This window comes from Microbacterium sp. APC 3901 (genome assembly GCF_030407765.1).
Taxonomy (GTDB): Bacteria; Actinomycetota; Actinomycetes; order Actinomycetales; family Microbacteriaceae; genus Microbacterium.
Genome location: NZ_JASDCU010000003.1, coordinates 63,277 through 77,293 on the forward strand (window position 1 = coordinate 63,277; position 14,017 = coordinate 77,293).

General features: G+C 67.5%; 13 protein-coding genes. 3 read left to right on the top strand and 10 right to left on the bottom strand.

Annotation, left to right across the window (positions count from 1 at the left end; genetic code table 11):
- Positions 1–131 precede the first annotated feature (131 nt).
- The 4 genes from QMA07_RS03405 to truB are packed head-to-tail and all read right to left on the bottom strand — an operon-like array spanning position 132 to position 2,841.
- Positions 132–1,085, bottom strand: a complete 954-nt coding sequence (locus QMA07_RS03405; RefSeq protein ID WP_290160060.1) for a bifunctional riboflavin kinase/FAD synthetase — start codon at positions 1,083–1,085, stop codon at positions 132–134.
- Positions 1,082–1,528: a hypothetical protein gene (locus tag QMA07_RS03410; protein ID WP_290160061.1), complete on the bottom strand. Its 447-nt coding sequence runs from the start codon at positions 1,526–1,528 to the stop codon at positions 1,082–1,084. The genes QMA07_RS03405 and QMA07_RS03410 overlap by 4 nt, the downstream gene beginning before the upstream one ends.
- 54 nt (positions 1,529–1,582) lie before the next feature.
- On the bottom strand, positions 1,583–1,951 hold the full coding sequence (locus QMA07_RS03415; RefSeq protein WP_290160062.1) for a hypothetical protein: 369 nt from the start codon (positions 1,949–1,951) through the stop codon (positions 1,583–1,585).
- Entirely contained in the window at positions 1,948–2,841 is an 894-nt protein-coding gene (truB, locus tag QMA07_RS03420; RefSeq protein WP_290160063.1) for a tRNA pseudouridine(55) synthase TruB, read from the bottom strand. The genes QMA07_RS03415 and truB overlap by 4 nt, the downstream gene beginning before the upstream one ends.
- A 151-nt stretch (positions 2,842–2,992) precedes the next feature.
- Between truB and QMA07_RS03425 the strand changes: the two genes are divergently transcribed.
- The gene (locus QMA07_RS03425) at positions 2,993–3,847 is read left to right on the top strand and encodes an A/G-specific adenine glycosylase (protein WP_290160252.1); all 855 of its coding nucleotides are present in this window, start codon (positions 2,993–2,995) and stop codon (positions 3,845–3,847) included.
- A gap of 9 nt (positions 3,848–3,856) precedes the next feature.
- Here QMA07_RS03425 and QMA07_RS03430 read toward each other — a convergent pair whose 3' ends face one another.
- From QMA07_RS03430 to nusA, 5 genes are all read right to left on the bottom strand, one after another.
- A complete protein-coding gene (locus QMA07_RS03430; protein WP_290160064.1) occupies positions 3,857–5,815 on the bottom strand; it encodes a helix-turn-helix transcriptional regulator in 1,959 nt (652 codons plus the stop codon).
- A gap of 304 nt (positions 5,816–6,119) precedes the next feature.
- A complete protein-coding gene (gene rbfA, locus QMA07_RS03435) occupies positions 6,120–6,554 on the bottom strand; it encodes a 30S ribosome-binding factor RbfA (protein WP_290160065.1) in 435 nt (144 codons plus the stop codon).
- 71 nt (positions 6,555–6,625) lie between these two features.
- The gene (gene infB, locus QMA07_RS03440) at positions 6,626–9,481 is read right to left on the bottom strand and encodes a translation initiation factor IF-2 (RefSeq protein ID WP_290160066.1); all 2,856 of its coding nucleotides are present in this window, start codon (positions 9,479–9,481) and stop codon (positions 6,626–6,628) included.
- Positions 9,482–9,576: 95 nt separating this feature from the next.
- Positions 9,577–9,831 carry a YlxR family protein gene (locus QMA07_RS03445; protein WP_290160067.1) on the bottom strand — a complete coding sequence of 85 codons (255 nt, stop codon included), beginning with the start codon at positions 9,829–9,831 and terminating at the stop codon, positions 9,577–9,579.
- Between the two features lie 59 nt (positions 9,832–9,890).
- Complete coding sequence (gene nusA / locus QMA07_RS03450) at positions 9,891–10,874, bottom strand: transcription termination factor NusA (protein WP_140036812.1); 984 nt, start codon at positions 10,872–10,874, stop codon at positions 9,891–9,893.
- On the opposite strand from nusA, the gene QMA07_RS03455 reads away from it, so the two are divergent.
- Positions 10,873–12,360, top strand: a complete 1,488-nt coding sequence (locus tag QMA07_RS03455) for an FAD-dependent oxidoreductase (protein ID WP_356762277.1) — start codon at positions 10,873–10,875, stop codon at positions 12,358–12,360. The genes nusA and QMA07_RS03455 overlap by 2 nt on opposite strands.
- Here QMA07_RS03455 and QMA07_RS03460 read toward each other — a convergent pair.
- Positions 12,329–13,369 carry a TIGR00730 family Rossman fold protein gene (locus tag QMA07_RS03460; protein ID WP_290160068.1) on the bottom strand — a complete coding sequence of 347 codons (1,041 nt, stop codon included), beginning with the start codon at positions 13,367–13,369 and terminating at the stop codon, positions 12,329–12,331. The two genes, QMA07_RS03455 and QMA07_RS03460, sit on opposite strands and share 32 nt — an antisense overlap.
- A gap of 124 nt (positions 13,370–13,493) precedes the next feature.
- Between QMA07_RS03460 and QMA07_RS03465 the strand changes: the two genes are divergently transcribed.
- The gene (locus QMA07_RS03465) at positions 13,494–13,997 is read left to right on the top strand and encodes a pyridoxamine 5'-phosphate oxidase family protein (RefSeq protein WP_290160069.1); all 504 of its coding nucleotides are present in this window, start codon (positions 13,494–13,496) and stop codon (positions 13,995–13,997) included.
- Positions 13,998–14,017: the final 20 nt, after the last annotated feature.

The window sequence follows — 14,017 nt, forward strand, 5'->3', positions numbered from 1 at the left end:
GACCGTACGAACAGTATTTCCGGTGATCGTCTACGAGCGAATGACGCGCGAGGATCAAGGACCACCGAAGTACATTCTATGCCATGCGACCTGAGCGACGCAGATCAGGACACGCAGAGTTCGAGTGGAGTTCAGCTGGAGCGGCTCGACAGCACTCTCTCGGCATCCGTCACGTCGGTGGCCATCTGCGTCTTCAGTTTCTCGATCCCCTCGAATGCGACCATGCCGCGCAGACGCTCGACGAACTCGACGGTCACGTCGTGACCGTACAGGTCGAGATCGGTCTCGCCGATCACATGCGCCTCGACCTGGCGCTCGAGCACGTCGTCGAAAGTGGGGTTGGTGCCCACCGAGATGGCTGCCCGATGCCGGAGCCCCGTCTCATGGTCGACGAGCCATCCGGCGTACACACCGTCGGCAGGAACGAACGAGTCGACGGACGCCGAGAGATTCGCAGTGGGGAAGCCGAGTTCCCGCCCGCGCTTGAGTCCGTGCACGACCTCACCGCGCACGTCGACGTTGCGGTCGAGCACACGAGCGGCAGCGGTGACGTCACCGGCCATCAGCAGTTCACGGATCCACGTGGAAGAGACGCGACGATCGGACCCGTCGAGGAACACGTCGTCGACGACCTCGACCGTGAATCCGTACCTCGGCCCGAGTTCTCTGAGCAGATCGGGGTCTCCTGCTCCGCCCCGACCGAACCGGAAGTCCCGGCCCACGAGGACGGTGGACACGTGCAGCGCACCGGTCAGGATGCTGGCGACGAAGTCTTCGGCGCTGCGCGCCGCGAGTTCCGCATCGAAGGTCAGAAGCAGCGTCGCGTCGAGCTCGAGTTCGCCCAGCAGCTCCAGCTTGCGCTCGACCGTGACCACGTTCTCGGGGCAGCGATCCGGTCGAAGCACAGCGAGCGGGTTGCGGTCGAACGTGACGGCGACGGCGCGGACTCCCGACTGCGCCGCGATCTCCTTCAGGCGACGGATCACCGCTCGGTGACCGGCGTGAACACCGTCGAACTTGCCGATCGCCACGACCGAGGGGCCGAAGCCGACCGGCACATCGCTCGGGTCGCGGAAGACGATCATGCGTCGGCCTCGGCACGGAGAGCGGGCTGAGCGTCGCGGATCGGCGCGTGGGTGCGCAACCACCAGATGCCGAAGAAAGGAAGCACGAGCGGGATGAACAGGTACCCTCGCCCGAACATCGACCAGACGGTGTCGTGCGGGAACAGCTCGGGGAAGAAGACGCTCGACGCACCGATCACCAGGACTCCGGCGAGCTCGAAGACGATCGCTACCCAGGCCACGGCGTACCAGCCGCGTCGACTCGCGAGGACCAGCGCGAGAGTGGCCAGGATGTATACGACAGCCGCGAGCGCCGACAAGGAATAGGCGAGAGGCGCCTCGTCGAACTGTCGGAAGATCTGCACGAAGCTCCGACCGGTCGCCGCCAGCGCCATCACGGCGTAGACGATCACGAGGACACGGCCGATGCCGCTCATGCGGGAGGTGGGAACGGTGGTGCTCATAGCGTCCTCCATTCTAGATCCGGGTGGGAAGACTCGGCTGCGCCCCCGACCGGCTCAGGCCACCTGGATGGTCCAGATGACGTGCATGCGCCACACCATGATCGCGACCGCCAGAGCGGCCACGCCGAGGATCACCGTGCTCCAGCGGCTCCTCTCCATCAGCGCCCACAGCACGGCGCCCACTGGCAGCAGTACCGCCGAGACGAGATAGACCCAGTACTCGAGCAGGTCGCCCGTCGGAGGGTTTCCTGCCAGCGGCGCCACGATCGCGACCACCACCTGGACGACGAGGAGCAGCTCCACAAGGGCGAGCGCCCCGACGGTGTAGTCGCTCGGACGCCGGCCGGCCAGACCGAGCGAGACGCAGAACACGCCCACCAAGGTCGCGACCGCCACCTGGGCGATGGTCAGCCAGAGGATCATCCGGCGGCCTCCGGCATGTTCATGGCGCTCTTGAGATCAGCACCGCGTCTCTCGACGACTCCCACGAGCACCCCGTCGGGGTCGATCGCGGCCGCCAGCGAGCCCATCAGCCGATCAGCCTGCCCCGTGAGTCTCTTTCCGTGACGCAGATCTCTCGCCTCCTCTGCCGACACCGACATCGGATCGAGGACCCTCGCGGCCGCGGCGGCCGGGGTCAGCAACGCCGTCTCGACGACATCATCGACCATCACGGCATCCGCGACATCGAAGTCACCGACGCGCGAGCGCCGCAGCGCCGTGAGATGCCCGCCCACCCCGAGCCCGGCACCCAGGTCACGGGCGAGCGAGCGGATGTAGGTGCCGGAGGAGCAGTCGACCACGACGTCGAGATCCAGGAACCCTTCACCGGACCGCTCGGCGATGACGTCGAAGCGCGAGACCGTGACATCGCGTGCGGCCAGCACAACCTCTTCCCCTGCGCGCACACGGTCGTACGCGCGGCGTCCGTCGACCTTGATCGCCGACACCGAACTCGGCACCTGCGAGATCGCGCCGGTGAGAGCTGCGATCCCGGCTGACACTCTGTCGGGGGTCACCGAATCCCACGACTCGACAGAGGCCTCCGTGAGGGTCTCACCGTCCGCGTCATCCGTGTCGGTCGTCTGCCCGAGCCGGATCGTGGCCTCGTAGGTCTTGTCGGCCCCGACGATGTAGGTGAGCAGTCGAGTCGCACCCTCGACGCCGATCACGAGCAGACCGGTGGCCATGGGGTCGAGAGTTCCCGCGTGCCCCACCTTGCGAGTGCCGAGCGCGCGCCTGGTGCGTGCGACGACGTCGTGGCTGGTCAGTCCAGCTGGTTTGTCGACGAGGAGGATGCCGGGCGAGACCATCTCTCAAGCCTACGATGCGTCCGAACTCTCCACCGCACACCCCTCGCTTGCGCCGGCGGCGGCCCCGGTCCGCCGGGTGGGTTCCCGGTTCGCCTAGGCTGTCGAGGTGCCTTCGACATCGCTCCCCGCCGCCGAGGTGTCTCTGCCTCTCATGCACTGGTATCGGCACGCGGCACGCGACCTGCCGTGGCGGCGTCCGCGGTTCCACGAGGCCTTCGGCGCCTGGGGCACGCTGGTCAGCGAGTTCATGTTGCAGCAGACCCCCGTGAATCGAGTGATACCGCACCTCGAGGCATGGCTCGACAGGTGGCCCACCCCTGCGGCGATGGCTGGCGCCTCGACTTCCGAGGTACTGCAGCAATGGGCGAACCTCGGCTATCCCCGCCGCGCACTGTGGCTGCATCGCGCCGCCGTCGAGATCACGGAACGACACGGCGGCATCGTTCCCAACGATGTGGACGCCCTGCTGAACCTCTCGGGGATCGGCGACTACACCGCGAGAGCCGTGGCCGTCTTCGCCTACGGCGACCGGCACCCCGTCGTCGATACGAACACACGTCGTGTGATGGCACGCGCGATCCTCGGCCGGGCGCAGCCGGGCCCGCCCTCACGCCGCGATCTGGACCTCATGGATTCACTGCTCCCCGCGGATGTCGACGATTCGGCCGTGTTCAACGCGGCGGCGATGGAGCTGGGCGCGACCGTGTGCACGGCGCGATCACCGCGCTGCGACATCTGCCCTCTGGTCGACGTGTGCGCCTGGGTTGCCGCGGGGCGGCCGGACACCGGCGACACCCGAAGACGTCAAGCGGCCTTCGAAGGCTCCGACCGTCAGGCGAGGGGCGCCGCTCTGCGTACCCTTCGTGCCGCGGCACCTGCGCCGGTCCTGATCGACTCCGTGCTCGCCGAATGGCCGGATCCGCTTCAGCGCGACCGCGCGATCGACTCGCTCATCGCCGACGGCCTCGCCGAGGCTGATGGCGAGATGCTGTCGCTCCCCCGCTGACTGCCACGATCAGACGTACTGTCCGATGCGATGAGCGAGCACGGTGAGCTCGACGCGGGTCCTGACCTCGAGCTTCGTGAAGACCCGACCCAGATGAACTTCCACAGTGCGCACCGACACGTGGAGCGAGTCCGCGATGTCGCGGTTCGAGGATCCGCCGACCGCCAGCATCGCGACCTCCAGTTCGCGAGCGGTGAGCATCGATTCCCAGACTCGGCGGCACGATGAGAGCGGGTCTGGAGCGACGGCGGCGCCGTCTGCGGCCTCCACCCGATCGAGACGCCCCGCGATCGCCCTCGCCCACGCCGTGGCACCGGAGACCTCCAGCAGGTTCAGAGCCATCGACAGATGCTCTCTGCCTATCGCGATGTCGCCTTTCATCAGTGATCTGGTGCCGATCATCGCCTCGACTCGCCCGCGCGAGAACGGCGAGGTCAGAGTGCGCGCGGCGGCGACGACCAGTGGACGCTCGACGCGCCATTCGTCATCCGAACAGCTGGTGATCTGCACCCGCAGCCGCTGGGCGAGAGCGATCTCGGGCGGCTCGATCCGGCGCGGATGCCACGATGCGCCATGCGTGACGACGATCGCCTCGTCGAGCCCGGGAACGGACAGCATCGGCTGCGGAGCGCCGCGGTCTCGCCAGAGGCGCATGCACGCCGCCGCCTCGGCTGAATCGCCCGCCAGGAATGCCTCGATGCCTCGATCCACGAGCTGATCGATACGCCCGGGCGCAGGAAGAGCGGCAGTGAGCGCCCTCGCGAACGGCCCGAGATGACCGAGCACAGCCAGGTCGAGGCGTCGCGCGATCACGACGCCGAGTCCGTCGAACGGCACGGCGACGGGCAGTTCGAGCGCGGCGCGCAGCATCCGGTCGCGCGCCGCGCCGATATCTCCGCGCCACATCAGAAGCAGCGCTTCGACGATCGCCCGATAGGCCGCCACGAGCGGACTGAGCTCGAATCCGGCCACGAACGGATCGGCCTCGACACCGATCGCAGAATCTCCGGCAGCGAGCAGTCGAAGACCTCTGTCGATGTCTCCGTCGAGAGCCGCACGCAGGGCCAGGAGCATGCTTCCGGTGAGCGGACCGGTGCCGCGCACATCGTCTGTCTCCCCGTCGCCGATCACGAGCCAGGCGAGCGCGACCACCGGGTCTCGAAGTTCGCTGTCTGCGTCGACGCGCGCGCTCGCGCTTCTGAGCGCCTCGAGCCACGAGCGCATCCCGCGGCGGTCGCCCCGCTCGGCGCACAGCATCGCAGCGAAGGCCGAAGCCCGCGCCCACGAGTACCAGTGGGTGGCGTCGTCCACGCGCGGCTGGACGACGCTCATGTCGACCTCAGGCACTGCCCCGCGGAGATGCGCCTCGGCGACGAGCAGACCGCCGAGACCCTGCAGACGATAGAGCTCGTCACCGTGAGGGAAGAGACTTCCCAGTCGGGCCGCCGCCTCGACCGCGTAGCCTGCGGCGATCGCCGCGACACCGGCGACGAGCGTCGCCTCATCCTTCTCGATCCCGCTGGAGTGCACGGCGGCTTCCGCCGCGAGGTGGAAGGCGCGCTCACTCAGTCCGGCCTCCGAGTGCTCTCTCGCGATGCGCGTGAGCTCACCCGCGGTGACGGGCTCGCCGTGCATCGCCGCACGCGCGCCGTGCCAGTCGGCTTCCACCCTCTCGCCGCGTACCTCGAAGACCCGATGCAGTCTCGAGTGCACCGCGGCAGCCAATGACGACGTCGTCGTCGCGCGCAGCCAGATCGCCAGCCGGGGGTCGGCGAGACGCACTCGGCCCGCATGGATGTCGAGAAGTGAGCCGAGTGGGCCGCCTGCGAGTTCTGCGGCGGACCGACCCGAGAAGTCGACCAGCGGGTCGAGGCTGTCGTCGAGCCGCAGCGACACGGCGACGAGGACCGCACGATCTCTGTCGTCGAGCTCCAGGTGAGCGAACAGGGCTTCGACCGATGGAACCATCGGCAGCGGCGAGGGAAGCGCCCTGAGCCCGTGACGCTGAGCGGCGTCGAGTCGGGCTGCGACCGCGAGAACCGTCTGCGGATCTTCAGACAGCTCGAATGCGAGTCGCGCCGCGACATGCGGCGCGCAGCTCAGATCATGCTCGAGAAGGTCCTCGAGAATCTTCTCGATGACCGCTGGTGCGATCGAGGCCGCCCCGTGCGCGCGCGAAAAATCGATGCCGAACTCCCCAGTCCCCTCGGGCGATCGCCCGTGGAGCCGAGAGTAGCAAGACACCGTGGCGCCCAGGCGAGGGCGCCGATATTCAGGACTTCGTGTCGTCGTCTTCCTGGCGGAGGTAGGGGTCTGCGTCGCCCGCGTGCGATGCGGAGGAAGCGAGCCTCGCCACCTCGGCGTCGCGCTGCTGCGCTTCGCGGAGGAGAGCCGAGATGTGATCGGCGTTCTCCGGCAGGGCATCGGGGATGAACTCGAGTGTCGGCACGAGCCGCGTGCTGAGCTGCTTCCCGACTTCGCTGCGCAGCATTCCGGTGGCGGAGGTCAGAGCCTCGCCGCTGGAGAGACGCTCCTCTTCGGTGCCGAGCACCGTATAGAAGACCGAGGCGTGCTGCAGGTCGCCAGTGACACGGACATCCGTGATCGTGACGAAGCCGAGGCGCGGGTCTCGCAACCCCTTCTCGAGGCGCTCCGCAAGGATCACTCGAATACGATCAGCCAGACGGGCCTGTCTTTCACCAGCCATTGTTCTCTCCCTCTACGTACTCTTCGGGCGAGGATGCATCACGCACCCTCGCCCGAAGATATCGAACTCGATCAGCCGCGAGGCTTCTCGATCAGTTCTGTCGTCTCGATCTCGTCACCGATCTGGATGTCGTTGAACTTGCCGAGGCCGATACCGGCCTCGTAGTCCGTACGAACCTCGGTGACGTCGTCCTTGAAGCGACGCAGCGACTCGATGGCGAGGCCGTCCGCGACGACCACCCCGTCGCGGATGACGCGAGCCTTGGCGTTTCGCGTGATCGTTCCCGATCGCACGATGACACCGGCGATGTTGCCGAACTTCGAGGAGCGGAACACCTCGCGGATCTCGGCGACACCAGACTGGACCTCTTCGTACTCCGGCTTGAGCATGCCCTTGAGCGAGCTCTCGACCTCGTCGATCGCGTTGTAGATCACCGAGTAGAACCGGATGTCCACGCCTTCACGCTGGGCGCGCTCGCGCGCCTTCGTGTCGGGGCGGACGTTGAAGCCCACGATGATCGCGTTGTCGATCGTCGCGAGGTTGACGTCGGATTCCGTGATCGCACCGACACCGCGGTGGATGATGCGGAGCTGCACCGAGTCATCGACCTCGATCTTGAGCAGCGACTCCTCGAGTGCCTCGACGGCACCGGAGACGTCACCCTTGATGATGAGGTTGAGCGACTCGACCTTGCCCTCTTCGAGAGCACGGGTGAAGTCCTCGAGCGAGATGCGCTTGCGGGCCTTGGCCAGCTGGGCGTTGCGCTCGACCGCTTCACGCTTCTCAGCGATCTGACGGGCCATACGGTCTTCCTCGGTGACGATGAAGACATCGCCTGCACGGGGCACCGAGTTGAGACCCTGCACCTGCACCGGACGCGACGGGTAGGCCTCGAGGACCTGCTCGCCGTTCTCGTCTGCCATCGCACGCACGCGGCCGTAAGCCGTTCCTGCGACGATCGCGTCACCGATCCGAAGCGTTCCGGACTGGATCAGCACCGTGGCGATGGATCCGCGGCCCTTGTCGAGCTTCGCCTCGATGGCGACACCACGAGCGGCCTTGTTCGGGTTGGCCGTGAGGTCGAGGCCCGCGTCGGCAGTGAGCAGCACAGCGTCCAGGAGCTCCTGGATGCCGGTGTTCGCCCGAGCCGAGACGTCGACGAACAGGACGTCTCCGCCATACTCCTCTGCGACCAGACCGTACTCGGTGAGCTGCTGACGGACCTTGGCCGGGTTGGCGTCGGGCTTGTCGACCTTGTTCACCGCGACCACGATCGGCACGTTCGCTGCCTGTGCGTGGTTCAGCGCCTCGACCGTCTGCGGCATGATGCCGTCATCGGCCGCGACCACGAGGATCGCGAGGTCGGTGACCTGCGCTCCACGAGCACGCATGGCGGTGAACGCCTCGTGACCCGGGGTGTCGATGAAGGTGATGGCACGTTCGATGCCCTCGTGCTCCGTCCAGACCTGGTAGGCACCGATGTGCTGCGTGATGCCGCCGGCCTCACCGTCGATGACGTTGGTCTGGCGGATCGCGTCGAGCAGACGGGTCTTACCGTGGTCGACGTGACCCATGACGGTGACCACCGGAGGACGGATCTCGAGGTCGTCCTCGCTCTCCTCCTCGAGCTCCTGCTCGAGGTTGAGACCGAAGCCCTCGAGGAGCTCCTTGTCCTCATCCTCGGGCGAGACCATCTGGATCTTGTAGCCGAGCTCTTCACCCAGCACCTCGAACGTGGCCTCGTCCAGCGACTCGGTGGCCGTGGCCATCTCGCCGAGGTTGAAGAGGATCGTCACGAGGGTTCCGGGCTGCACCGTGTAGCCGGTCAGCGTCTCGATCTTGTCGGCGAAGTCCGCGATCGACGCACCACGGCGCATGCGGATGATCTCCCCGTTGCCGCGGGTGACGTTGACGCCACCGACGACCGGGGCGCTCCGCATCTCGAACTCTTGCCGCTTCGCCCGCCGCGACTTGCGCTGCTTGCTCTTGCCGCCGCCCTTGCCGAAGGCACCTGCGGTACCTCCACCGGGGCCACGGCCGCGACCGCCGCCGCCGCCGGGGCGACCTGCGAAGCCACCACCGGGACGAGCACCGGGACCGGCACCGGGTCCACCGGCACCGCCGGGACGACCGGGGCCGCCGGGACGCTGCTGGAACGGGGCGCCGCCGGGACGACCACCCTGACCGCCGCGCGGAGCGCCGGGACGGGGGGAACCGGGACGAGGGGCACCCGGACGCGGCGCACCGGGACGCGGGGCCTGCGGGCGCGGGATGTTGCCGGGAGTGGGACTCGGACGCTGGCCCATGCCCTGCGCCGAGGCGAAGGGGTTGTTGCCGGGGCGCGGCCCTGCCGGACGCTGGCCCATGCCCTGCGCCGACGAGAACGGGTTGTTGCCCGGACGCGGTGCGCCGGGCTTCGGCGCGCCGCCGTCGTTCGACTTCGGTGCAGCGGATCCGGGCGTGGCCTCTGCCGAAGCAGCGGTCTCGGCCGGAGCCTCTGCGGCCGGGGCGGGAGCCTCGGGAGCCGGAGCGGCGACGGGCTCTTCCGGCGCGGGGGCCGGCTTGGGTCCGGGCTTGGGCCCGGGAGTCGGTCCACCGGTCTTCGCGGCACCGGGCTTCGCAGCACCGGGCTTCGCAGCACCGGGCGTTGCCGCATCGGTCTTCGCGGCGCCGGGCTTGGCAGCGCCGGGCTTGGCCGCACCGGGCTTCGCAGCACCGGGCTTGGCCGCGGCGGGGGCCGCGTCAGCGGTTGCCTTCAGCGAGGCATCCGACTCGATGGCAGCGCGAAGCTTGCGCGCCACCGGGGGTTCGATGGTCGAAGAGGGGCTCTTGACGAACTCTCCGAGTTCCTTGAGCTTTGCAAGTGCGATCTTGCTGTCGACGCCGAGTTCGGCGGCGATCTCGTGTACGCGTGGTTTACCAGCCACAATTCTCCTGTCTGGGGTCGGTCCACCCAGACAGGGCAGACCACTAGTCGCGGACGGGTCTCATTTCGAGCCGTTCACTTTGTTTCCATAGCCGTTCAGCCTTTGTTTCTTGGTGGGTGTTGTTCGATGATCCGCGTATCCAGATTGCCGGATGCGCGAAGTGCTCGGCCGAAAGCGCGGCGCCGCAGAGCGGCATCCATGCATTCCGGTGTCGGATGCACCCACGCGCCTCGCCCCGGCAGAACGCCTCGCTCATCGATGATGAGGATGTCGTCCTGGGCCACCACTCTGAGAAGAGCGGCGCGGGGAGCACGCGTGCGACAGCCGACGCACGTTCGAACGGGTTCCATCTTACACCTGTGTTCCCGTCCGACTCGCGCGACGGGCGCGAGTCGGACGTGACGAGCGGTCAGTCCAGGACGCTGTCGGGCTGGATGTCGATCTTCGCGCCGGTGAGCTTCGCAGCCAGACGAGCGTTCTGCCCCTCCTTGCCGATCGCGAGGGAGAGCTGATAGTCGGGCACCAGCGCACGCACGGCCCTGGTGTTCGCGTCGAGGATGAACGCGCTGGTCACCTTGGCGGGCGAGAGGGCGTTCGCGACGAAGGCGGCGAGCTCAGGATCATGATCGACGATGTCGATCTTCTCACCGGAGAGCTCCTCGGTGACGGCGCGCACACGGCGCCCCATCTCACCGATGCACGCGCCCTTGGCGTTGATCGCCGGGTCGTTGGCGCGGACGGCGATCTTCGTGCGGTGGCCGGCCTCGCGGGCCAGCGAGACGATCTCGACGAGACCTGCGGCGATCTCGGGCACCTCGAGCGCGAACAGCTTGCGGACGAGACCGGGGTGCGTGCGCGACACGGTGATCTGCGGACCCTTGAGGCCCTTGGCGACGCTGGTCACGTACACGCGGAGGCGCGAGCCGTGGGTGTACTCCTCGCCCGGCACCTGCTCCTCAGGAGGAAGGATGGCCTCGACCGCTCCGAGATCGACATGGATCATGCGGGGATTCGGTCCCTGCTGGATCACGCCGGCGACGATGTCGCCTTCCTTGTCCTTGAAATCACCGAGCACCACGTCGTCCGCGATGTCGCGCAGACGCTGGCTGATGACCTGCTTCGCGGCGAAAGCGGCGATCCGGCCGAAGTCATCCGGCGTGGCATCCTCTTCCCCGATGATCGCGCCCTCTTCGTCCTTGACGACCTGCAGCACGGCGACGTGCCCGGTCCGACGATCGAGATCGACGCGGACACCCTCGGGAGTCGCTCCGTCTGCGGAGACATGCTTGGAGTAGGCGGTCAGGATGGCCTGTTCGATGATCGAGACCAGCTCATCGAAGGGGATCGCCTTCTCCTTCTCGATCCCACGCAGCAGACTCAGTTCGATATCCATGACGACTCCCTATTCAGCTCTCGTCACGCGGGTGTGCACGCGTGACATCCGTACCACGATACCCTGTGCCCACCGCCGTCGCCACGACGACGGCCGCACCGATGCGGTGCCGAGCGTGCAGGAGGACTCAGTGACGACGTACGACACCATCGTGATCGGGGCGGGGATGTCCGGGGTGACGGCGGCCCGCATGCTCGCGGACGCCGGAGCGGACGTCATCGTCCTCGAGGCGAGGGAGCGCGTCGGCGGCCGCGTGCACACCGATCGCACGGCAGGCTCTCCCGTCGATCTCGGCGCGTCGTGGGTCCACGGCATCGAGCGCTCCGCACTGTGGGACCTCGTGCAGGCGCTCGGAATCCCGACGCTCGAATACACCGTCGGCAGCTTCCAGGCCGGAGGGCGGCCGATCGAGAACTTCGACGGCGACGGCAGGCCCATGGATGCCGCGCGCACTTCTCGGTGGGTGTCCGATGTCGAGGAGGCCGATCGCCTGCTGGTCGACGAGATCGAACGCTCCTCTCCCGGTGACACCTACCTCGATGTCACCGAACGCGCGCTCGACCGCACCGGCTTCGATCCTGAGCGCATCGACGAGATCCGGGAGTTCTTCCGACACCGCGTCGAAGAGCAGTGCGGAGCATGGATCGGAGACCTCGACGCGCACGGGCTCGACGAGGACGCCATCGACGGCGACGAGGTCATCTTCCCTCGCGGTTACGACGAGCTACCGCGGCGCATCGCCGCCGAACTCGACATCCGCCTGGGCCACGTGGTCACCCGCATCGCCCGCACGGATGCCGGAGTCACGGTGTCGACCGAGAACGCGGAGTTCTCCGCACGGAGCGCTGTGGTCACCGTGCCACTCGGAGTGCTCAAGGCGGGGTCGATCGACTTCGCTCCTCCTCTGCCCGACACGGTAGCGGGGCCGATCTCCCGGCTGGGAATGGGCGTGTTCAACAAGGTCTTCATCCAGTTCCGTGATCGCTTCTGGAACGAGGACAGCTATGTCCTGCGGGCGCTCGGCGAGGCCGGTGAGCACTGGCACTCCTGGTACGACGTGTCTGCCGTGAGCGGGCTTCCCACATTGCTGACATTCGCTGCCGGTCCGTTCGGTCGCAGAATGCAGGAGCTCTCCGATGACGACATCGTCGCGAATGCCGTGGGTGCTCTTCGCGCCCTCTACCCTGATGCCGTCGGCGCGCCCACCGCGCACTGGGTCACCCGCTGGGGGCACGACGCGTTCTCGAACGGCTCGTACTCGCATCTCGCACTAGGGTCGTCGCACCACGACCATGACGAGCTCGCGGGGCCCGTCGACGGAGTGCTGCACTTCGCCGGCGAGGCGACCTGGGGCGACGAGCCGGCGACCGTGGGGGCCGCCTTCTACTCCGGTCACCGCGCGGCGGAGCGGATCCTCGGGCATTCGATCGATCTCGCCGCATTCGCGCGCGGAATCACAGCGCGGGAGCGGACTCCCACGAGTTGATCGCGCCGATGAGGCGGAACAGACTGCCGACCTGACGCTGATCGAGGTGCAGCGCGAGACGCGGAAGATGCAGCAGATCGTCGTCGGCGACCTCGGGTGACCGCGGAGCAGTCCGCTCGATCCGTCCGCTCGACAGCATCCCGGCGAACCGGTCGTTCAGTTCCTCGAGCTCCGCATCTGTCGGGGCGACCCGCAGTCTGAGCACGAGCGAGTCTCCGACCCAGCGCAGCGAGTCGTAGTTGCGCCAGAACCCCGCGATCACTGCTGCGGCCGACTCGACGGAGTCGGTGATGACCACGCGGTCGAAGTCGCCCTCGGAGATCACGCCCGTGGGCTCCAGATCCTCGTCGATGAACCGCTTGAGACCGTTCCAGAAAGTGCCGCCAGGCTCGTCGAGCAGGACGATCGGCGTCGGCTCGGCCTTGCCGGTCTGCTGCAGCGTGAGCAGCTCGAACATCTCGTCGAGCGTGCCGAACCCGCCAGGCAGGCAGATAAAGCCGCTGGACTCCTTGATGAGCATCAGCTTGCGGGTGAAGAAGTACTTCATCGCCACCACGTGCTCGCTCGCCGCGATCAGGCTGTTGGCCTTCTCTTCGAACGGGAGACGGATCGACACCCCGAGCGAGAGCGCCGGTCCGGCACCTTCCGCCGCAGCCTGCATGATCCCCGGCCCCGCACCGGTGACGACCATCCACCCGTCCGCTGCGAGCGCTGCGGCGACGTCGCGTGCCTGGATGTAGAGGGGATCATCATGGCGGGTCCGAGCAGACCCGAAGACCGTGACTTTGGGCACGCCCTCGAACGGCGCGAACAGGCGGAAGGCGTCTCGCATCTCCGCGAGAGCGGCTGAGGCGATCTTGAGGTCGAGGCGGCTGGTTCCGTCCTCACCCAGCAGGACCGCCGTGCGCATCATGCGCATGACCAGCCTGCGGTCGGTCTTCACTCCCGCCTCATCCAGGACGGTGTTGATCTCGGCGCTCAGCGATTCCGGCAGCGGTTCGTCGGTCATGCCCTCAGCCTGTCACGACGGCATGTCGGGTGGGTCGTCGCAACGCCGCCCGATGCGCCGACCACGCGCGCGGTCCGGTGTCAATGCCCCTGCGAAGTCGGACCTCCTGCGCCACAGTGGCGGAATGACAGAGATCACTGGACCGGAAGCACTCGCGCGCGTGACCGAGCTCGTCGAGGACATCGACTTCACGATGCTGACGACGACCGACGAAGACGGCAACCTGGTGAGCAGGCCGATGTCTACCCGGCAGATGGACGATGCCGGAGACATCTGGTTCTTCACCGCAGAAGACACCGAGAAGGTCGAAGAGGCGCGAGCTCACCACCAGGTCGGCCTCTCATACTGCGACGCCAAGGGCATGCGATATGTCTCGGTCGCCGGCAACGCGTCCGTCGTGCACGACCGCACGAAGATGGAGGAGCTCTACTCCCCCTCGCTCGACATCTGGTTCGAGGACGGCCTCGACACCCCCGGCATCGCGCTTCTGAAGGTGACGCCGACGGTGACCGAGTTCTGGGAGCCTGCCAAGGGCAAGATCGCGATGGCGGCGGGTGCGCTCAAGGCACTGGTCACCAAGGACACGCCCGATGACGACATCATGAACCACGGCCGCATCGTCCGCTGACGGGCGGCTCGACTCCGCAC